Origin of the sequence: Acidovorax sp., from assembly GCF_021287135.1 — a bacterium.
GTDB lineage: Bacteria > Pseudomonadota > Gammaproteobacteria > Burkholderiales > Burkholderiaceae_C > Acidovorax.
Genome location: NZ_JAJTBB010000070.1, coordinates 52,533 through 72,558, shown reverse-complemented (window position 1 = coordinate 72,558; position 20,026 = coordinate 52,533). Strand labels below are relative to the sequence as shown.

At 68.6% G+C, this 20,026-nt stretch carries 17 protein-coding genes; 14 read left to right on the top strand and 3 right to left on the bottom strand.

Translation table 11 applies throughout. The features are described from left to right. The 3 genes from LWW96_RS16595 to LWW96_RS16585 all read left to right on the top strand — a co-directional run. A partial coding sequence (locus tag LWW96_RS16595; RefSeq protein ID WP_291488925.1) for a TonB-dependent receptor occupies positions 1 to 2,806 on the top strand: 2,806 nt, incomplete at its 5' end. Next, complete coding sequence (locus LWW96_RS16590) at positions 2,787 to 4,793, top strand: adenylate/guanylate cyclase domain-containing protein (RefSeq protein WP_291488923.1); 2,007 nt, start codon at positions 2,787 to 2,789, stop codon at positions 4,791 to 4,793. The genes LWW96_RS16595 and LWW96_RS16590, both read left to right, overlap by 20 nt. A gap of 107 nt (positions 4,794 to 4,900) precedes the next feature. Continuing rightward, positions 4,901 to 5,254 carry an HPF/RaiA family ribosome-associated protein gene (locus LWW96_RS16585; RefSeq protein ID WP_291488921.1) on the top strand — a complete coding sequence of 118 codons (354 nt, stop codon included), beginning with the start codon at positions 4,901 to 4,903 and terminating at the stop codon, positions 5,252 to 5,254. Between the two features lie 235 nt (positions 5,255 to 5,489). On the opposite strand, the gene LWW96_RS16580 is transcribed toward LWW96_RS16585, so the two are convergent. Both LWW96_RS16580 and LWW96_RS16575 read right to left on the bottom strand, forming a co-directional pair. After that, positions 5,490 to 6,458, bottom strand: a complete 969-nt coding sequence (locus LWW96_RS16580) for a PDR/VanB family oxidoreductase (protein WP_291488919.1) — start codon at positions 6,456 to 6,458, stop codon at positions 5,490 to 5,492. Then, entirely contained in the window at positions 6,455 to 7,513 is a 1,059-nt protein-coding gene (locus LWW96_RS16575) for an aromatic ring-hydroxylating dioxygenase subunit alpha (RefSeq protein ID WP_291488917.1), read from the bottom strand. The genes LWW96_RS16580 and LWW96_RS16575 overlap by 4 nt, the downstream gene beginning before the upstream one ends. Before the next feature lie 202 nt (positions 7,514 to 7,715). Between LWW96_RS16575 and LWW96_RS16570 the strand changes: the two genes are divergently transcribed. The 8 genes from LWW96_RS16570 to LWW96_RS16535 all read left to right on the top strand — a co-directional run bounded on the left by LWW96_RS16570 (position 7,716) and on the right by LWW96_RS16535 (position 15,539). Further along, positions 7,716 to 8,510 (top strand): GntR family transcriptional regulator, encoded by a 795-nt coding sequence (locus LWW96_RS16570; protein WP_291488915.1) that lies wholly within the window; start codon positions 7,716 to 7,718, stop codon positions 8,508 to 8,510. Between the two features lie 134 nt (positions 8,511 to 8,644). Further along, positions 8,645 to 9,832 carry an ABC transporter substrate-binding protein gene (locus LWW96_RS16565; RefSeq protein WP_291488913.1) on the top strand — a complete coding sequence of 396 codons (1,188 nt, stop codon included), beginning with the start codon at positions 8,645 to 8,647 and terminating at the stop codon, positions 9,830 to 9,832. Positions 9,833 to 10,114: 282 nt separating this feature from the next. Further along, positions 10,115 to 10,987 carry a branched-chain amino acid ABC transporter permease gene (locus LWW96_RS16560; protein WP_291488911.1) on the top strand — a complete coding sequence of 291 codons (873 nt, stop codon included), beginning with the start codon at positions 10,115 to 10,117 and terminating at the stop codon, positions 10,985 to 10,987. Continuing rightward, on the top strand, positions 10,987 to 11,982 hold the full coding sequence (locus tag LWW96_RS16555) for a branched-chain amino acid ABC transporter permease (protein WP_291488908.1): 996 nt from the start codon (positions 10,987 to 10,989) through the stop codon (positions 11,980 to 11,982). The genes LWW96_RS16560 and LWW96_RS16555 overlap by 1 nt, the downstream gene beginning before the upstream one ends. 1 nt (position 11,983) lies before the next feature. Then, a complete protein-coding gene (locus LWW96_RS16550) occupies positions 11,984 to 12,757 on the top strand; it encodes an ABC transporter ATP-binding protein (RefSeq protein WP_291488906.1) in 774 nt (257 codons plus the stop codon). Next, positions 12,750 to 13,475 carry an ABC transporter ATP-binding protein gene (locus LWW96_RS16545; RefSeq protein WP_291488904.1) on the top strand — a complete coding sequence of 242 codons (726 nt, stop codon included), beginning with the start codon at positions 12,750 to 12,752 and terminating at the stop codon, positions 13,473 to 13,475. Before LWW96_RS16550 ends, LWW96_RS16545 begins: the two co-directional genes overlap by 8 nt. 8 nt (positions 13,476 to 13,483) lie before the next feature. Continuing rightward, positions 13,484 to 14,461 (top strand): tripartite tricarboxylate transporter substrate binding protein, encoded by a 978-nt coding sequence (locus LWW96_RS16540; RefSeq protein ID WP_291488902.1) that lies wholly within the window; start codon positions 13,484 to 13,486, stop codon positions 14,459 to 14,461. A gap of 163 nt (positions 14,462 to 14,624) precedes the next feature. After that, positions 14,625 to 15,539, top strand: a complete 915-nt coding sequence (locus tag LWW96_RS16535) for a DUF1932 domain-containing protein (protein ID WP_291488900.1) — start codon at positions 14,625 to 14,627, stop codon at positions 15,537 to 15,539. Positions 15,540 to 15,657: 118 nt separating this feature from the next. Here the strand turns inward: LWW96_RS16535 and LWW96_RS16530 are convergent, their stop codons facing one another. After that, positions 15,658 to 16,629, bottom strand: coding sequence for a LysR substrate-binding domain-containing protein (locus LWW96_RS16530; RefSeq protein WP_291488898.1), 972 nt, complete (start codon positions 16,627 to 16,629; stop codon positions 15,658 to 15,660). Between the two features lie 170 nt (positions 16,630 to 16,799). Here LWW96_RS16530 and LWW96_RS16525 point away from each other — a divergent pair, with 170 nt between their 5' ends. From LWW96_RS16525 to LWW96_RS16515, 3 genes are read left to right on the top strand one after another with little or no spacing between them, the layout of a single operon-like run. Beyond that, on the top strand, positions 16,800 to 17,492 hold the full coding sequence (locus tag LWW96_RS16525; protein ID WP_291488896.1) for a substrate-binding domain-containing protein: 693 nt from the start codon (positions 16,800 to 16,802) through the stop codon (positions 17,490 to 17,492). 36 nt (positions 17,493 to 17,528) lie between these two features. Then, on the top strand, positions 17,529 to 18,563 hold the full coding sequence (locus tag LWW96_RS16520) for an amidohydrolase family protein (RefSeq protein WP_291488894.1): 1,035 nt from the start codon (positions 17,529 to 17,531) through the stop codon (positions 18,561 to 18,563). A gap of 58 nt (positions 18,564 to 18,621) precedes the next feature. Then, positions 18,622 to 19,986: an MFS transporter gene (locus LWW96_RS16515; RefSeq protein ID WP_291488892.1), complete on the top strand. Its 1,365-nt coding sequence runs from the start codon at positions 18,622 to 18,624 to the stop codon at positions 19,984 to 19,986. Positions 19,987 to 20,026: the final 40 nt, after the last annotated feature.

The following is a 20,026-nucleotide window of genomic DNA, read 5'->3' as shown; positions in this document are numbered from 1 at the left end:
TGGCTGGGTGGCGGCCCTGGAGGCGGCCGTGGCGCTGCAGGCCGGCGACCTGCTGGCCGCGCGCGAACTGCTGCAGCGCCAGGTGGCCACAGGCGACGCACCGTTGCCCGCATGGCTCATGCGGTCGGACCTGCAGCTCATGGACGGCGACGACGCGGGCGCGCTGCAGACTTTGGACACCGCCGCGCAGCGCTGGCCCGCCCACCCCGCGCTGGTGGCGCAGCGTGCGCGCGTGCAGCTGCTGGGCGATCGCGTGGACGATGCTGCGGCCACCCTGGCACCTGCGCAGGGCACCGCGCACGCCGAGCTGGCCCTGGTGCGGGCCGAGCTGGCACGCCGCCGCGGGGACGCGCCCGCCACAGTGGCCGGGTATACCGAGGCCACGCAGCTGGCGCCGCAGGACGCGCGGGGCTGGCAGGGACTGGGCAGCGCCCACACCGAGCGCGAGGACGCCCGGCCCGCCCGCACCCACTTGCACCAGGCGCTGGCGCTGGACCCGCAAAGCCCTGGCGCCTGGGGCGAGCTGGGCACGCTGGAAACCTTTGCCAACCAGTTCACCGAGGCTGGCCAGGCCTTTGCCACCGCGCTGGGCGACAACCCGGCGGACTACATCGCGCTCACCGGCCAGGGGCTGCTGCACCTCAAGCAGGGCCACCCTGAGGCGGCGCTGGATGCCTTCCTGCGTGCCGGCGTGATGGAGCCGCGCTACGCCCGCGCCAAGACCTGGACAGCCGTGGCCTACTACCAGCTTGGCCGCCACCAGGACGCGCTGGTCACACTGCACCAGGCCAGCAGCCTGGACGACAAGGACCCGGTGCCCTACATGCTGCTGGCGCAGATCCACACCGATCTGTTCGAGGCCGGCGAGGCCGTGGCCGCCGCCCGCGCCGCCGTGGAGCGCATGCCCTACCTGAAGTCCCTCAACCAGGTGGCCAACGACCAGAAGGGCAGCGCCAACCTGGGCGCGTCGCTGGCCTTCTTCGGCATGGAAGACTGGGCGCTGGAGCTGGCCCAGCAGAGCTTCTACCCCTACTGGGGCGGCAGCCACCTGTTCCTGGCCGACCGCTACCAAGGTGAGTTCAACAAGAACTCGGCGCTGTTCCAGGGCTTTCTGACCGACCCCATGGCCTTTGGCGCGAGCCAGCGATATTCGTCGCTGCTGCAGCAGCCGGGGGCGCATGGGGCCGTGGGGGTGACGTTGGACAAGAACCTTTACCGCATGCGGGCGCCAGCGGTCACGCTCAACGGTATGGACAACAGCCATGTGCCGGTGTCGTGGTTCTTCAAGGCGCAGTCGGCCAACGCCAGCGAGTTCCCGTTTGATCTGCAGGTCAATGACGCCCCGGCCGTTCGCGGTGGCGTGGGCGACGTGCGGGCGCGTGCCGCCACCGTCGGGGCGGGCATGCAACCCACCGAGCGCATCAACCTGTTTGCCTACGTGAACCAGTTCGACATGCGCCTGCGCAGCCAGAACCTGTTCGAGACGTCCATGGACAACACGAGCACCCAGGGCGCCTTGGGCATGGCCTACCGGTGGGGCCCTACCGAGCAGACCTGGCTGAAGCTGGGGCGCAGCGTGGAGAACATCCTGCTGCAGCGCTACCCCACGCTGTATGTGGACCCGCCCCTCATCAGCGTGATGGGCGTGGGCAGCGCGCCGAGAAAGCAGTTCAACGACCTGCAGCTGCGCCACACCGTGGACACCGCGCCCGGCAGCCGCTGGAGTGTTGCGCTGGAACATGTGCGCGAGCGGCAGAACAATCTGATCGGTGGCGAAGCCGTCGTGGGTGCAGACATTCCCGGCGTGGGCCCCTACCGTGACGTGCTGATCGTGGGCGGGTACAACCATGTGGACCGTCGCTACACCGGCCTCACGCTGGCTACCACGCAGCAACTGGACAAGGCCCTGAGCCTGGATGCGGCCCTGGGGCTGCAGCAGATCCGCCACCGTGTGGACGGCCTGACGCAAAGCTACCTCGTGGGCCTGGACCACCTGTCCCAGGAGCAGGCCGGCCGGGCCGATACCGAACGGGTGGTCACCCCCCGCGTCGGCCTGGTCTGGCAACCGGCCACCGGCACCACCGTGCGCATGGCCTACCAGGACTGGCTGCGGCCGCTGAGCGTCTCCACCCTCACCAGCGTGGAGACGGCCGGCATCCCCGTGGAAGACCGCCTGGTCGAGGCCGGCGGCCGCCACAAGCGCACCGTGGCGCAGCTGGGCATGGAGCTGGGCGCGAACACCTTCCTGAGCCTGCGCGCCGACCACCTGCGGGTGCGCAACCCGGGCACCGTGGGCGTGGACCTGCGCACGCCCAGCCTGCCGTTCCTGGAGGAGATGCGCAACACGCAGTTGGTCAACCTGTCCAACACCGACCTGCTGGAGGACACGCCCAGCTTTGACACCGGCACCCTCAAGACCCTGGGCGCGGGCGTGAACCACATGTTCAGCCGCCGCTGGTCGGCCTATGCCAAATACCTGTACCAGGGCAGCGAAAGCCACATTGATGGCACCGAGGGGCCGGCGGGCCGCATCCCCTACATCCCGCGCCACACGGCCGTGCTGGGGGCCACCTGGGTCGGCCCCCAGCGGTTTTACGTCAGCGGCCGGGCGGTGTACCGGTCCGAGCGGTTCGAGGACAAGCAGAACCTCACGCGCATCGCGCCGGGCTGGGGCGTGGACCTGATGGGGTTCTGGGAATCGCAGGACAAGCACTGGGTGGTGGGGGCGGCGGCCATGAACCTGTGGGCGCCCCAATCGGACCGCCGAAAGACCCGGTATGTTCTGGATGCGCGCTACCGCTTCTGACCCGGCCTCGCCCGCAGCGCGCCGGCAGGCGCGGCTGGCGGCGCTGGCGGCCAGCGCGCTGGCGCTGCTGCTGGTGGGCGCGGCCACGTTCAGCCCCACCTGGCACGCGCTGGAGTTCAAGACCTTCGACGTGCTGGTGACCCTCACGGCGCCGCGCCGCACGGAGCTGCCGGTGGTGGTGCTGGCGATCGATGAGCCCACGTTCCAGGAGCTGCAGCAGGCCTGGCCCTTCCCGCGCAGCCTGCACGCTGCGCTGCTGCGCCGCCTGCACGACGAGGGCGCCGCCGCCGTGGGCATGGACATCGTGTTTGCCGACCCCTCCACCGAGGCCGAGGACGCGGCGCTGGCGCAGGCCATCGCGCAGGCCGCGCCGGTGGTGCTGGCCGCCACGCGCGAGAAGATCGACAGCGGCAACGCCGCCGTGTGGATGAACATCACGCCCCTGCAGCGCTTCCTGGACGCGGGCGCCGACGCCGGCGACGCGGGCGTGGAGCCGGACGACGACTTCGTGGTGCGCCGCGCCCCGCTGGCGCGCGATGGCTTTGCCCTGCGCCTGGCGCAGCGGGCCGCCGAGTCGTGGGGCGTGCGCCCCGTATTGCGGCACTTCGACTGGATCGGCTACCGCGGGCCGCGCGGCACCTTCGACACCCGCTCGTACTACCAGGCGCTGGAGCCGGGCCTGCTGCCCGAGGGTTTCTTCAAGAACAAGATCGTGCTGGTGGGGCGCTCGGCGCGCACGGCCGCCGAGTTGTCGCGCTCGCAGGCCGACTTGTTCAATTCGCCGTTCGGCACCGTGGGGGGCGAGCGCCTGTTCCCGGGGGTGGAGCTGCAGGCCACGCTGGTGGACAACTACCTGCGCGGCGGCGGGCTGCGCAGCGTGTCCGAGGGCTGGACGCTGGCCCTCACGGCGCTGCTGCTGCCCCTGCTGCTGTGGAGCAACCGCCGGCTGCACCCCGCGGGCGCGGCCGCGCTGGCGGCGGCGGTGGTCGCGGCCATCGGCGCGGCCTCGTGGCTGCTGGTGGCGCAGCTGCGCCTGTGGTGGCCGCCGCTGCTGCCGGCTGCTGCCGCCATCGCCATCTACGGCGCGGCGGCGCTGGTGGGCTACGCCACCATGCGCCAGCGCGCGCGCCAGACACGGGCCATGTTTGCGCAGTACGTGCCGCCCGCCGTGGTCTCGCGCCTGATTGCGCAGCCCGAGCTGATGCGCCTGGGCGGCGAGGCGCGCGAGGTGACCGTGATGTTTACCGACCTGGCCAACTTCACCACCCTGTCCGAGCAGCTCAGCGCCGAACAGACGGTGGAGGTGCTCACCGGCTATTTCAACGCGATGACGCCCATCGTGCATGCCACGGGCGGCACCGTGGACAAGTTCATCGGCGACGCGGTGATGGCGTTCTGGGGCGCGCCGCTGTCCGACCCGCAGCACGCCGCCCACGCGCTGGAGGCGGCGCTGGCCATGCAGGAGGCCATGCAGCCGCTGGTGACCGACCTGCGTGCGCGCGGGCTGCCGCCCATCCACATGCGCATCGGCCTGCACAGCGGCCGGGTGGTGGTGGGGAACGTGGGCTCGGAGCAGCGCTTTTCGTACACCGCCATTGGCGATGCAGTCAACCTGGCCGCCCGGCTGGAGGGGGCCAACAAGGCCTTTGGCACGGGCATCCTGCTGTCGGGCGCCACGGCCGCGCTGCTGCCGCCGGAGCAGGCCGCCGGGCTGCGGGCGCTGGACGACGTGATCGTCAAGGGCAAGACCGAGCCGGTGCGGGTGTTCACCCCGTGCGGCGACGCCGAAGTGCGCGAGGCCAGCTGGGCCGCCCTGGCGGCCTTCCAGGCCCGCGACTGGGACGCGGCAGCGCCACTGCTGGACCGTGTGCTGGAGCGCCTGCCCGGCGACGCGGCCGCCACGCGACTGCAGGAGCGGCTGCTTGCCGCCCGCACGCTGCCCCCGGATGCCCCCTGGACGCCGGCCGTCGCCCTCGACAAGCTGTGAGTGAGTGAACATCCTTTGACATGTGTTGACCGAGGTCATGTTTCACAGTGCCATCATGGCGGTGGGCTGAACCCACACACCGTTTTGACAACTCACAAGGAGCCACCATGCAAGTACAAGTGAACACCGACGACCACATCCAGGGCGGGGAGTCCCTCGCGCAGTGGATCACCGACGAGGCCAAGAGCCGCCTGGCGCGCTTCCAGGACCACGTCACGCGGCTGGAAGTGTTCCTGACCGACCTGGACGCCGGCAAGTCCGGTGCCAACGACAAGCGCTGCCGCATCGAAGCGCGCGTCACGGGCCGCCAGCCGACCACCGTGACGGGCGAGGCCGACAAGATGGCCAATGCCTTCATCGCCGCCGTGGACAAGCTCGCCCGCGCCCTGGACGCCGACCTGGGCCGCGCCAAGGACCGCAACGGCCGCGACACCATCCGCGCCGCGGATGCGGGTGAGTGAGTGAGTTTTTGATGAAATTGGCCTCCAGTGCTTGATGGATAAGCGCTAGCAGCTATCAATTTGATAGTTTTTTGGTTGAAGCAAATACCTTGCATCCGTTCACGCTGAGCTTGTCGAAGCGCTGCGCAGGGCTGCGACAAGCGCAGCCCGCACGGGTCTCAAAGTCATAGAAAAGCCGCTGCAGCGCCCTCGTTGCAGCGCCCTCGTTGCAGCGGCTTTTTCTTGTTGCGAACGCCTACAGGTCCAGCACCAGCAGCTTGCTGCGCGCCCGTGAGCAGCAGGGCATGAACTGCTCGTTGGCGGCCTTTTCCTCGTCCGTCAGGTACATGTCGCGATGGTCCACCTCGCCCTCCAGCACGCGGGTGATGCAGGTGCCGCACACGCCTTGCTCGCACGAGGTCAGGATGTCGATGCCCTCCTTGCGCAGCGCTTCCACCACCGACACATCGGGCGCAATGGCGTAGGTCTTGCCGGTGCTGGCAATGCGCACCTCAAAGCCCTGGTCGCCCGAGGTGTCCTGCGCCGGGGCTCCAAAGTACTCCAGGTGAATGCGGTCCTGCGGCCAGCCCAGGCCTTTGGCGGTGTTCACCACGTAGTCGATGAAGCCTGCCGGGCCGCACACGTACAGACGCGCGTCGGGGCCGGGCTGCGCTAGCACGGCGGGCAGGTCCAGCTTCTGCTCCGGCGCGCCCGCGTCATGGTGGAAGTGCACGTGCGGCGCCATGCTGGACGACGCACGGATCTCCTCCACAAACGCTGTGCGCTCGGCCGAGCGCGTGCAGTAGTGCAGCGCGAACGGGGCGCCGGTGCGCGCCAGGCGGTCGGCCATGCACAAGAGCGGCGTGACGCCAATGCCGCCCGCCAGCAGCAAGGTGCGCTCGGCCGGGTGCAGCGCAAAGTGGTTGCGCGGCGTGCTGATGGTGATCAGGTCGCCCTCGTGCACGCTGTCGTGCATGGCCACCGAACCGCCGCGCGAGGCCGCGTCGCGCAGCACGGCGATGCGGTAGCGGTGCGACTCGTGCGAGGCGTTGCACAGCGAGTACTGCCGCGTCAGCCCGCCGGGCAGGTGCACGTCGATGTGCGAGCCGGCGCTGAACGGGGGCAGCGGCGCGCCGTCCACCCGCGCCAGCTCGAAGCTGGCGATGCCCTCGGCCTCGGTGCGCTTCTGGACGACGCGGACCTGCAAGGTCTCCTGCGCGGTCATGCGGGTTGTCCTGCAGCGGTGGCCTTGGCGGCCTGCTCGGCCGCGATGATGCGGTCCAGGATCTTGCGCGACTGCACGCCGCCTGCGTCGATGTTCAGCATGAGCAGCTTGCGGTCTGGGTAGCGCAGCAGGTTCTCTTGCTGCTGCTCCAGCATGTCCTGGTCTTCGGCAAAGATCTTGCCCTGGCCTTCGCGGATCTGCGTGGTGAGCGACGGGTCCTGCGGCTTGAAGTTGCGCGCCATGCCCCAGAAGTAGTGGATGGAGGTTTCCGTCTCGGGCGTGATGAAGTCCACCACGATGCTCGACGCCTTCTTGTCCGCCGGCGCGTCGTAGCCGCCGTGGCCCGCCAGCGCCACGCCCACCTCGATCAGCACATGGCTGGGGGGCGTGAAGTGGCAGATCTGCCAGCGGTCCACGGGCTGGTCGTCGGGCAGGCCGTTCATGCGCAGCGCCATCTTCCAGAAGGGCGGCGGCTGGATGTTGTCCATGAAGCGGCTGGTGATGACCTCATCGCCCTCCACACGGGTCTTGCAGGGCACCTCGTCGATTTCCTTCTGGCCGATGCTGGTGGAGTGCACATAGGTCTCGTGCGTCAGGTCCATCAGGTTGTCGATCATCAGCCGGTAGTCGCAGGCGATGTGGTACAGCCCGCCGCCATAGGCCCACTCGGGGTTGTCTGCCCAGGGCAGGTGGTGGATGGTGGCTGGGTCGGTCTGGTCGGCATCGCCGGGCCACACCCAGATGAAGCCGTAGCGCTCCACCACCGGAAAGCTGCGCGCCCGCGGAAAGCCCTGCACGCGCTGGCCGGGCATGGAGACCGACTTGCCGTCGCAGCCCACCTTCAGGCCGTGGTAGCCGCACATCAGCTCGCCGCCGCACACGCGGCCCAGCGACAGCGGCGCGCCGCGGTGGGGGCAGAAGTCTTCCAGCGCGGCGACCTGGTCGGGCGCGGGGCGGTAGAACACGATCTTTTCGCCGCAGACGGTGCGGCCCAGCGGCTTGTCGCTGATCTCATGGGGCAGGCACGCTACGTACCAGGCATTCTTGGGATACATGTTGTCTCTCTCCAGGTCGTGGGATGGAGCGCAATGGGGTTGCGCCGCTGGAGCGATTGTGGGGAAACCGCTGTGCGTTGTATACAGAAAAAAACGACAAAGCAGTTATTGAAGAATGAGATACCTGTAAGTAATTGATTTTTCAGGCTGCTGGGCGTGCGAAACTGGCTTTTTGGGTTTGTTGTGTATACATTTCAGCGCCATGCCTGCCACTCTTTCCCCTGCTGCTGCCGAAGACCGCCTGACCGCCCCGCCTTTGCCCCAGCCTGCTGCTGCCGAAGCCGGGGCCTCGCAGTCCGTCAAGGCGCAGCTGCGGCTGCGCGAGATGATCCTGGCCGGCGCCCTGCCGGGCGGCGCGCGGGTGGCGGAGCTGGCCCTGGTCGAGGCGCTGGGCGTGTCGCGCACGCCCATTCGCGCCGCGCTGATGCGGCTGGAGCAGGAAGGCCTGCTGCACCGCCTGCCCGGCGGCGGCTATGCCGTGCGCACCTTCTCGGAAACCGATGTGGCCGACGCGATCGAACTGCGCGGCACCATGGAAGGGCTGGCCGCCCGCCTGGCGGCCGAACGGGGCGTGGCGCCCGAGCTGCTGCAGGAGGCGCACGCCTGCCTGGACGCCATCGACGCCACGCTCGCGCCGCCCACGCTCGACGACGAGGGCTTCTCACGCTATGTGGACCTCAATGCCCAGTTCCACGCGCTGCTCAGCCGCATGGTGGGCAGCGAGGTGGTGGCGCGCGAGCTGGAGCGGGTCAAGGGCCTGCCGTTTGCGTCGCCCTCGGCCTTTGTGGTGGTGCAGGCGCATTCGCGCCAAGCGCGGGACATGCTGGTGGTGGCGCAAGACCAGCACCGGCAAGCCATCGATGCCATCGAACGGCGCGAGGGCGGCCGGGCCGAGGCCATCCTGCGCGAGCATTCGCGCATCACCCGCCGCAACCTGCTGGCCGCCGGGCAGGCGCCCCATGTGCGCGGCCTGCCGGGCGTGCAACTCATCCGTTGAAGAGCGGCCGGGCGGGCGGAGGTATGCTGTTTATCGATACCTGAATGCTCGAATTTGCTCTTGTGCAATAACGCGAGCCGCGCCAGACTGCGCCACCGTCCTGTATACAACGATTATTTCCACCGGAGACAACGATGCAAAAACGCCATCTTCTGCGGGCCTCTGCGGCTGCGATCCTGACCCTGGCAAGCGGCTTGGCCGCGCTGCCCGCGGCCGCCCAGGACAGCAACGTGTTCAAGATCGGCCTGATCCTGCCCATGACCGGCCAGCAGGCCACCACGGGCCGCCAGATCGAGGCCGCGGCGCGCCTGTACATGGCGCAGAACGGCGACACGGTGGCGGGCAAGAAAGTGCAGCTCATCGTCAAGGACGACACCAGCCTGCCCGATGTGACCCGCCGCCTCGCGCAGGAACTGGTCGTCAACGAAAAGGTGAACGTGCTGGCCGGCATGGGCATCACGCCCTCGGCCATGGCTACCGCCCCGCTGGCCACGCAGTCCAAGACGCCGCTGGTGGTGATGGCCGCTGCCACTTCCAGCATCACCGAAGCCTCGCCCTACGTGGTGCGCACCAGCTTCACGCTGCCGCAGGTGTCCGTGGCCCTGGCCGACTGGGCGCCCAAGAACGGCATCAAGAAGGTGGTCACGCTGGTGAGCGACTACGGCCCCGGCATCGACGCCGAGAAGTTCTTCAACCAGCGCCTCACGTTCAACGGCGGCCAGGTGACCGAAGCCCTGCGCGTGCCGCTGCGCAACCCCGACTTCGCCCCCTTCCTGCAAAAGGTGCGCGACGCCAAGCCCGATGCGCTGTTCGTCTTCGTGCCTTCGGGCGCGGGCGCCGCGGTGATGAAGCAGTTCCTGGAGCGCGGCATGGACAAGGCCGGCATCAAGCTGATCGCCACCGGCGACGTGACGGACGATGACCAGCTCAACGACATGGGCGACGGCGCCCTGGGCGTGGTCACCTCGCACCACTACTCGGCCGCGCACCCCTCTCCCCTGAACAAGAAGTTTGTGGAAGCGTTCGAGAAGGCCAACAAGGGCCTGCGCCCCAACTTCATGGCTGTGGGCGGCTACGACGGCATGCGCGTGATCTATGAAGCGCTCAAGACCAGCAAGGGCGCCGGCGGTGGCGACGCGCTGCTGGCCGCCATGAAGGGCCAGGTCTTCGAGAGCCCGCGCGGCAAGGTGTTCATCGACGCGCAGACGCGCGACATCGTGCAGGACGTGTACCTGCGCAAGGTCGAGCGCGTGAACGGCCAGCTGTACAACGTGGAGTTCGACGTCATCAAGGACGTGAAGGATCCCGGGAAGACGAAGTAACCCCCTGAGGCGCTGCGCGCCTTCCCCCTACAGGGGGACGCCACCGGTGGCCTGGCAGAGCCAGTTCCACGGTGGCACTGGCCTCGGGGCGCGCCAGTTTCTGCGAGAGGGATTCTGATTCGGGGCGCTGCATGTGTGGCGCATCCCTGCATGGCCCCCACAACCGTTCGGGCTGAGCCTGTCGAAGCCAGGGCGAGTTTGTTGAGCGCACAGCCTCGGTAGGCCCGGCACTACCACAGCCCCAGCGCAGTGGTCCATTTATGTCTTCAATGAAGTGATTTCATGCTGACCATTCTTTTCGACGGCGTGGCGTACGGCATGCTGCTGTTCATCCTGGCGGTGGGCCTGGCGGTGACCATGGGGCTGATGAACTTCATCAACCTCGCGCATGGCGCCTTTGCCATGGCGGGGGGGTACATCACGGTGCTGCTGATGCAGCGGCTGAATGTGCCCTTTCTCGTCTGCCTGCCGATTGCCTTTGTGGGCACGGCCCTGCTGGGCGGCGTGCTGGAACGCACGCTGTACCGCCCGCTGTACCACAAGCCCCACCTGGACCAGGTGCTGTTCTCCATCGGCCTGGTGTTCATGGCCGTGGCCAGCGTGGACTACTTCGTGGGTTCCACGCAGCAGATCATGCAGTTGCCCGAATGGCTCAAGGGCCGCACCGAGATCGGCAGCGGCGCCTTCATGCTGGGCATGGGGCACTACCGACTGTTCATTATCGCGGTGTGTGCGGCGCTGACGGTGGGCCTGCAGTACGTGCTCACCAAAACCCGCTTCGGCAGCCGCCTGCGCGCCAGCGTGGACGACCAGCGCGTGGCCGCGGGCATGGGCATCAACGTGAACATCGTGTTCCTGTCCACCTTCGCTTTTGGCTCCGGCCTGGCGGGCTTGGGCGGTGCGCTGGGCGCTGAAGTGCTGGGGCTCGACCCGAGCTTCCCGCTCAAGTTCATGATCTACTTTTTGATCGTGGTGGCCGTGGGCGGCACCTCGTCCATCACCGGCCCGCTGCTGGCCGCGCTGCTGCTGGGCATTGCCGACGTGGCGGGCAAGTACTACATCCCCAAGCTGGGCGCTTTCATCGTGTACAGCCTCATGATCCTGATCCTCATCTGGCGCCCGCAGGGCCTCTTTGTGCGCAAGGGGGGCAAGTGATGGCGGACGCGCAAAACACCTTGCTGCAGGCCCGGCGCTTCCGCTGGTGGGAGCCCGTGCTCTGGCTGCTGGCCTTCGCCGCGCCGCTCGCGCTGCCCAGCCATGCGCTCATCATCAACGAGATCGCCATCGTGGCGCTGTTCGCCCTCTCGCTGGACCTGATCCTGGGCTACACCGGCATCGTCTCGCTGGGCCACGCGGCCTTCTTCGGTCTGGGTGGCTACGCGGCCGCGCTGTTTGCCAAGCATGTGATGCCCGACCCGCTGGTAGGCCTGGCCGTGGGCATGGGCGCGGCCACGGTGCTGGGCGTGGTGGCGTCGTTCACCATCCTGCGCGGCACTGACCTCACCCGGCTCATGGTCACGCTGGGCGTGGGCCTGGTGATGCTGGAGCTGGCCAACAAGCTCGACTGGCTGACCGGCGGGGCGGACGGCTTGCAGGGCGTGGTGATCGGGCCGCTGCTCGGCAAGTTCGAGTTCGACCTGTACGGCCGCACGGCCGCGTGGTATTCGCTCACCGTGCTGCTGGTGTTCTTCCTGCTGGCGCGCCGCATCGTGCAGTCGCCGTTTGGTGCCACGCTCAAGGCCATTCGCGACAACCGCCTGCGCGCCATGGCCATCGGCATCCCGGTAACGGCCAAGCTGGCGCAGGTGTACACGCTGGCTGCGGCGCTGGCCGGGGCTGCGGGCGCGCTGCTCACGCAGACCACGGGCTTTGCCTCGCTCGACCTGTTTGAGTTCCACCGCTCCGCCGACGTGTTGCTGATCCTGGTGATTGGCGGCGTGGGCTGGCTGTACGGCGGCATCCTCGGCGCCATCGGTTTCAAGCTGCTGCAGGACGTGATCTCGTCGATCACGCCGCAGTACTGGACCTTCTGGGTCGGCCTGTTCCTGGTGGTGCTGGTGCTGGTGGGGCGCGACCGCCTGTTCCGCCCCTGGACCTGGCTTGGCGCCGGGCGCAAGCCCGGCGCTGCCTCCAGCGCAGGAGGCCACTGACATGAACACCAACCACTCCACCACCGTGCTGTCGGCGCAGGGCCTGGTCAAGCGTTTTGGCGGCATCACGGCCACCAACAACGTCACGCTGAACCTGCACAAGGGCGCGCGCCATGCGCTCATTGGCCCCAACGGCGCGGGCAAGACCACGCTCATCAACCTGCTGACCGGCGTGCTGGAGCCCACCGAAGGTTCCATCACGCTCGAAGGCCAGGACATCACGCGCCTGGCGCCGCACCAGCGCGTGCAACGCGGCATGGTGCGCACCTTCCAGATCAACCAGCTGTTCGACACGCTCACGCCGCTGGAGACGCTGGCGCTCACCGTCTCGCAGCACCAGGGCCTGGGCGGCAAGTGGTGGCAGCCGCTGGGCGCGCGCAAGGCCGTTACCGAGCGCTGCGAACAACTGCTGGAGCAGTTCCACCTGACCTCGGTGATGGCCGAGGAAACCCGCGTGCTGGCCTACGGCAAGCGCCGCCTGCTGGAGATCGCCATTGCGCTGGCCTGCGAGCCGCGCGTGCTGCTGCTGGACGAGCCCGTGGCCGGTGTGCCGGCAGGCGAGCGCGAGGAGCTGCTGCAGACGGTGGCCGCCTTGCCCGCCGATGTGTCGGTGCTGTTGATCGAACACGATATGGACCTGGTTTTCAGTTTTGCCAACCGCATGACGGTGCTGGTCAACGGCACCGTGCTCACCGAAGGCGACCCCGAAACCATCGCCAACGACGCGCAGGTGAAAGCCGTGTACCTGGGCCATGGGGAGGACGCGCATGTCTGAGCTGCTGCGCATCGAAGGCCTGAGCGCGGGCTATGGCGAGGCCGTGGTGCTGCAAGGCATTTCGCTGGCCCTGCCCGAAGGCGACACGCTGGCTCTGCTGGGCCGCAACGGCACGGGTAAGACCACGCTCATCAACACCCTGGCCGGCGCCACGCGCCAGCACGCGGGCACGGTGAGCCTGGGCGGTGTGGCCCTGCACAAGCTGCCGCCGCACGAGCGCGCGGCGGCCGGCATCGGCTGGGTGCCACAAGAGCGCAACATCTTCAAGTCGCTCACGGTGCACGAGAACCTCACGGCCGTGGCGCGCCCGGCGCGCCAGGGCTCCACCGCGCGGCAGTGGACGCCCGAGCGCGTGTACGAAATGTTCCCGCGCCTGGCCGAGCGCAAGACCAACCTGGGCACGCAGCTGTCCGGTGGCGAGCAGCAAATGCTGGCCGTGGGCCGCGCGCTGGTGCTGAACCCGCGCCTGCTGCTGCTGGACGAGCCGCTCGAGGGCCTGGCGCCCATCATCGTGGAAGAGCTGCTGCGTGCCATTCGCCGCATCACGCGCGAGGAGGGCCTGTCGGCCATCATCGTGGAGCAGCATCCGCAGGCCATCCTGGCCATCTCGGACCATGCCGCCGTGCTGGACCGGGGCACCGTGGTGCACACCGGCAGCGCCGCTGAGCTCAGCGCCCAGCCCGAGCTGCTGGACCGGCTGCTGGGCGTGGCACGGTAGCGTTTGCCATGCAGGCCGTGCACCGCAGAACCCTCCTGGCCTGGCTGGCAGCATCCTTCGGCGGTGCGGCCAGCGCGCAGGCCGCTTTTCCATCGCGCCCGCTGCGCATCGTCGTGCCCAATGCCGCAGGCGGCGCGGCCGACATCACGGCGCGCACCGTGGGCCAGAAGATCGCCGGCCCGCTGGGCCAGAGCGTGGTCATCGAGAACAAGCCCAGCGCGGGCGGCGTGGTGGCGGGCGAGCAGGTGGCGCGCGCCGAGCCCGACGGCCACACGCTGCTGCTGGTCAGCAGCGGCACGGCCGTGAGTGCGGCGCTGTTCCGGTCGCTGCCGTTCGATACGCTCAAGGACTTTGCCCCCGTCTCGCTGCTGGCCACGTTCGACCTGGCCGTAGTGGCGAAAGAGGGTGGTCGCTTTCGCACACTGGCCGACCTGCTGGCGTATGCGCGCGCCCACCCGGGCCAGCTCAACATCGGCACACCACAGATCGGCACCACGCAGAACCTGGCCGCCGAACTGTTCAAGGTGACGGCGGGCATCGACGCGCAGGTGGTGCCCTTCAACGGCACGCCGCCCATCGTCACGGCGCTGCGGGGCGGCGAGATCGACGTGATGGTCGACATCCTGGGCGGCCTCATGCCGCAGATCGGCGCCAAGGCCCTGCGCCCCCTGGCCGTGATGGGCGCGCAGCGGGCGCCCCAACTGCCCGACGTGCCCACGGTGCGCGAAAGCGGCGGGCTGCTCGCGGGCTTCAACGTCACGTCGTGGAACGGCCTGGCCGTGCCTGCCAAGACGCCCGCCGCCGTGGTGGAGCGCCTTGCGCGCGAGGTGCAGGCCGCGCTGGCCCAGCCCGACGTAAAAAAGCGCCTGCTGGAACTGAACCTCAACGCCCAGGGCAGCACCCCCGCGCAGCTGGGCGAGCACCTGGCGGCCGACGTGCGCCGCTGGAGCGACGTGATCGCCAAGGGCAAGATCGCGAGGCAGTGAAGCCCACGGCAGCCAGCGATGCCCCGGACGCTGGTGCCAGAAGGGTCCAAACCGCAAAAATCCGTTCGCGCTGAGCTTGTCGAAGCGTTGCGCGAGGCTTCGACAGGCTCAGCCCGAACGGCTCAGGTGCATCGAACGTTCACCCGCACGAAAGGAACATCGAATGAACATCACACACATCGGCCTCGTGGGCTATGGCGAGGTGGGCAAGATCTTCAGCGCAGGCTTGCGTGTCCAGCCCGGCGTGGCCTCCGTCGCCGCGTGGGACCTGAAGCTGGCCGACCCCGCGCAACGCGACGCCATGCGGATGCACGCCGCGCAGGCCGGCGTGGTGGCGGTGGAATCCATGCAGGCGCTGTGCGCGCGCTGCGACGGCATCGTCTCGGCCGTCACCGCATCGAACACGCTGGCCGTGGCGCAGGAGGCCGCGCAGCACATCCGCCCCGGCACCGTGTTCCTGGACCTGAACTCCGCATCGCCCGGCACCAAGCAGCAGGCCGCTGCGCTCATTGAGGCGCGGGGCGCGCACTACGTCGAGGCGGGCGTCATGACCTCGGTGCCGCCCTACGGCATCCGCGTGCCCATGCTGCTGGGCGGGCCGCAGGCCACCGCATTGGCGGCCGTGCTGGCGGGCTGGGGCATGGATGCCCAGCCTGTGAGCGAGCAACTGGGCGTGGCCAGCGCCATCAAGATGTGCCGCAGCATCATGATCAAGGGGCTGGAGGCGCTGGTGGTCGAGAGCTACGCCACGGCCCGCCACTACGGTGTGGAAGACCACGTGCTGCCCACGCTGGCCGAGACCTTTCCCTCCATCGACTGGCATGAACAGGGCCGCTACTTCTTCGGCCGCGTGGTGCAGCACGGCCAGCGCCGCGCTGAGGAGATGCGCGAATCGGCCCACACGGTGCACGAGGCCGGCATGGAGCCGCTGATGGCCTCGGCCATCGCTGCCAAGCAGCAGTGGGTGGCCGACCTGACGCGTGCCGGGGTGTTTGCCGATCTACCGAAGGACGCGCGCTGGCAGGACTATGCGGACCGGGTGCTGGGCAGCTTGCCCGTCAAGTCCGCGAAAGGCTGAGCCTGCGAATCGCTGTCAGCCCCTGACACGAGAGCGGCGCCTTGCCAGGCCTGTAGGTCGGGTTAGCGCAGCGTAACCCGACGCCGCCGCTGCTGCACGAAACCCCCGTGAACAAGCATCAACCCGGCGTCTTGTACAGCGCCATCAATGTCGTTCGAATCAACTCCGCCATTGCTTGCTGCGTCAGCGTGGCCGGCCGCTGCGAACTGACAGCCATGTAGAGCTTGCTGCGCAGCCGGGCGTTGCCGTCGTCGCCCTCGCCGGTGTCACCGCTGTCGTCGCTCGCGCCGTGGATGGGCCGGGTGCTGAACACCTCCGGCTTGCCCGAGGTGGTGACGGCGTTCATAGGCAGCACGGCACAGCCCGCGCCGTCGGCCACCAGGTCCAGGATGGCGGCCACGCCATCGATCTCCAGGCTGATCTGCGGGCGCTTGCCGCGTGCGGCCAACTCCGACTCCACCAGCATGCGGATGGAGTTGGGGCGGGTGGGAATCACCAGCGGAAAGCGCGGCAGCTCGTCCAGCGGCAGGGGCGTGCGGGCCAGGGCGCCGGCCTCTGCCTCGCTCTGGCCTGGCACCCGGCGCTGCACCAGGAACAGGTCTTCCTCCAGCAGCGCTGTCGTGTCGATGCCCGGCGCCGGCGTGGTGTTGTAGAGCAGCGCAATGTCCAGGAGGCCCGTGGTCAGCGATTCGCGCATGGCCACCGACAGCCCCTCGCTGATGGCCAGGGCCGCGTCCGGCAGCTTCACGCGGAAGGCGCGGGTCAGCGGCACCGTGAGCACCTTCGCAATGCTGGGCGGCAGGCCGATGGCCACGCGCCCGGCCAGCGCGCCGCGCACGCGGCCCAGTTCCTCGCGCGCGCGCTCCACCTGGTGCAGGATGCCGCGCCCATGCTCCAGCAGCAGCTTGCCCGCCTCGGTGGGGGTGGCGCCGCGGCCGTTGCGCACCAGCAGGTTCTGGCGCAGCTCCACCTCCAACAGGCGCACCTGGCGGCTCAGTGCCGGCTGGGCAATGTCCAGCACCACTGAGGCGCGCGTGAAGCTGCCCAACTCGGCCACGCGCACAAAGTATTCGATCTGCTTGAGGTCCATGGCCCAGGTTCTCTGATATAGCTGCGTACCAACGATCAAGGAATGATATATCTGGTAGTGCCGGGGCCGTCTTTATGTTGGGGCGCGGGCTGCCCACAATCGCGCCACAAACCCGGGCAAAAGCGCCATTGCGCCGCCCGGACACGACATCCCGCAGGAGACAAACCGCCATGACCACGCCCGCCCTTCGCGGCATTTCCTCCATGGCCACGCGCCAGGTGCTGGCCGATTTGGTCGCCGGGTTTGCGCAGCAGGCAGGCCTGCAGGCAGCCATCGAATCGGTGGGCGGCGTGGACGCGGCCAAGCGCGTGGCGGCCGGCGAGGTGTTCGATGTGGTCATCCTCGCGTCCGACGCCATCGACAAGCTCATGGCCGCAGGCCATTTGGTGCCCGGCAGCAAGGTGGACTGGGTCCACTCCGGCGTGGCCGTGGCCGTGCCGGCCGGCGCGCCGCTGCCCGACCTGTCCAGCGAAGACGCCGTGCGCGATGCCGTGCTGGCCGCGCCCAGCATCAGCCTCTCCACCGGCCCCAGCGGCGTGGCGCTGAGCAAGCTGTTCGAGCGCTGGGGCATTGCCGGGCAGATTGCGCCGCGCATGGTGCAAGCGCCCCCCGGCGTGCCGGTGGGCTCGCTGGTGGCCCGGGGCGACGTGGCGCTGGGCTTTCAGCAACTGAGCGAGCTGCTGCATGTGCAGGGCATCCAGATCGCGGGCACGCTGCCACCGGCCATCCAGATCACGACGACGTTTTCAGCGGGCGTGGGCGCGCATTCCCAGCAGGGGGATGCCGCGCGTTCGCTGCTGGCCTACCTGGCCTCTCCCGCTGCCGCAGACGCCAAACGCAAGCAGGGCATGGAACCCGTCTGACCAACCATCACAAGAACACCTTCCAGGAGCACACAAATGAGCCTCATCATCGACTGCCACGGCCACTACACCACGGCGCCCAAGGCGCTGGAGAACTGGCGCAACGCGCAGATCGCCGGCATCAAGGACCCCGCCGCCATGCCCAAAGCGGCGGACCTGAAGATCAGCGACGACGAGCTGCGCGAATCCATCGAGACCAACCAGTTGCGCCTGATGAAGGAGCGCGGCAGCGACATCACGCTGTTCAGCCCGCGCGCCAGCTTCATGGCCCACCACATTGGCGATTTCAACGTGTCCAGCACCTGGGCGGCCATCTGCAACGAGCTGTGCTTTCGCGTCTCGCAGCTCTTCCCCGACCACTTCGTGCCTGTGGCCATGCTGCCGCAGTCGCCCGGCGTCGACCCGGCCACCTGCATCCCCGAGCTGGAAAAGTGCGTCAAGGAATACGGCGCCGTGGGCATCAACCTGAACCCCGACCCCTCCGGCGGCCACTGGACCAGCCCGCCGCTGACCGACAAGCACTGGTACCCCATCTACGAAAAGATGGTGGAGTACGACCTGCCCGCCATGATCCACGTGAGCACCAGCTGCAACGCGTGCTTCCACACCACCGGCGCGCACTACCTGAACGCCGACACCACGGCCTTCATGCAATGCATCCAGGGCGATTTGTTCAAGGACTTCCCCACGCTCAAGTTTTTGATCCCGCACGGCGGTGGCGCGGTGCCCTACCACTGGGGGCGCTTCCGCGGCCTGGCGCAGGAGATGAAGAAGCCGCTGCTCGAAGAGCACCTGCTGAACAACATCTTCTTCGACACCTGCGTGTACCACCAGCCCGGCATCGACCTGCTGAACACCGTGATCCCGGTGAAGAACGTGCTGTTCGCCAGCGAGATGATCGGCGCGGTGCGCGGCATCGACCCCACCACCGGAAACTACTACGACGACACCAAGCGCTACATCGAGGCCAGCAAGATTCTGAGCGCCGAAGATAAGCACCAGATCTACGAAGCCAACACGCGCCGCGTGTTCTCGCGTCTGGACACGCGCCTGCGCGGCCAGGGCCGCTGAGCCGCCGGGTTCCTTCCATCACCCCTCCAAGACCTCATAACAACAGGAGACACACGCCATGGCGATCCCCGGCCAGGACATGGACGTCCAGACCTTCTTCAACCGCAACCGCTTCTCGGGCATGCAGTGGCTCACCTTTGCCCTGTGCTTCCTGGTGGTATTGCTGGACGGCTTTGACACCGCTGCCATCGGCTACATCGCGCCCTCGCTCATCAAGGAGTGGGGCGTGACCAAGCCGGCGCTGGCGCCGGTGCTCAGCGCCGCCCTGTTCGGCCTGGCCGCAGGGGCCCTGCTGGCGGGACCGCTGGCCGACCGGCTGGGCCGCAAGCGGGTGCTGACGGGCTCGGTGCTGCTGTTCGGCGTGGCCTGCCTGGCATCGGCCTTCAGCCGCGACCTGACGGAGCTGAGCGTGCTGCGCTTCATCACTGGCGTGGGCCTGGGCGCCGCCATGCCCACGGCCGTGACGCTGACCAGCGAATACTGCCCCGAGCAGCGCCGCTCGCTGCTGACCAACGCCATGTTCTGCGGCTTTCCGCTGGGCGCGGCCTTTGGTGGCTTCCTGGCGTCGTGGATGATTCCGCACTGGGGCTGGCGCAGCGTGCTGGAGCTGGGCGGCTACGTGCCCCTGGCGCTGGGCGTGCTGATGCTGGTGCTGCTGCCCGAGTCGGTGCGCTACCTGATCAGCCGCAACGCCCCCGTGGAGCGGGTGCAGGCCATCCTGCGGCGCGTGTCCGCATCGGCCGACCAGGTGCGGCGCTTCGTGCTCAGCGAGACACGCCCTGATGCCGGTGCGCGCCAGGGCCTGGGCGTGGTGTTCTCGCCCGAGTACCGGGTGGGCACGCTCATGCTGTGGGTGGGCTACTTCATGGGGCTGGTGGTGTTCTATGCCCTCATCAACTGGATGCCCGTGCTGTTTGCCGAGGTGGGCCTGGCCCCGCAACACGCCACGCTGATTTCCGCGCTGTTCCCGCTGGGCGGCGTGGGCGCCGTGTTCTTTGGCTGGCTCATGGACCGCTTCAACGCCAACCGCATCATCGCGCTGGGCTATGCGCTCACGGCCGTGTCCATCTACGCCATCGGCCAAGCCGCGGGCAACGTGGGCACGCTGGTGGTGGTGGTCTTCGTGGCCGGCACCATCATGAACACGGCCCAGTCCTCCATGCCGGCGCTGGCCGCGGCCTTCTACCCCACCAGCGGCCGTGCCACGGGCGTGGCCTGGATGCTGGGCGTGGGCCGCCTGGGCGGCATCGCGGGCTCGTTCCTGGTGGCGCAGCTATCGGCCCTGCACCTGGGGTTCAGCCAGATCTTCGCCGTCGTGGCCGTGCCGGGCCTGATCGCCATGGCGGCGCTGCTCATCAAGCAGGCCTCGCACCCGGACGGCGGCGGCGGGCCTTCCGTTCGCGGCGGGGTGTCCGCGCACTGAGCGCGCCACCCGCCCATCCTCAATTTCAGGAGCATCCGAC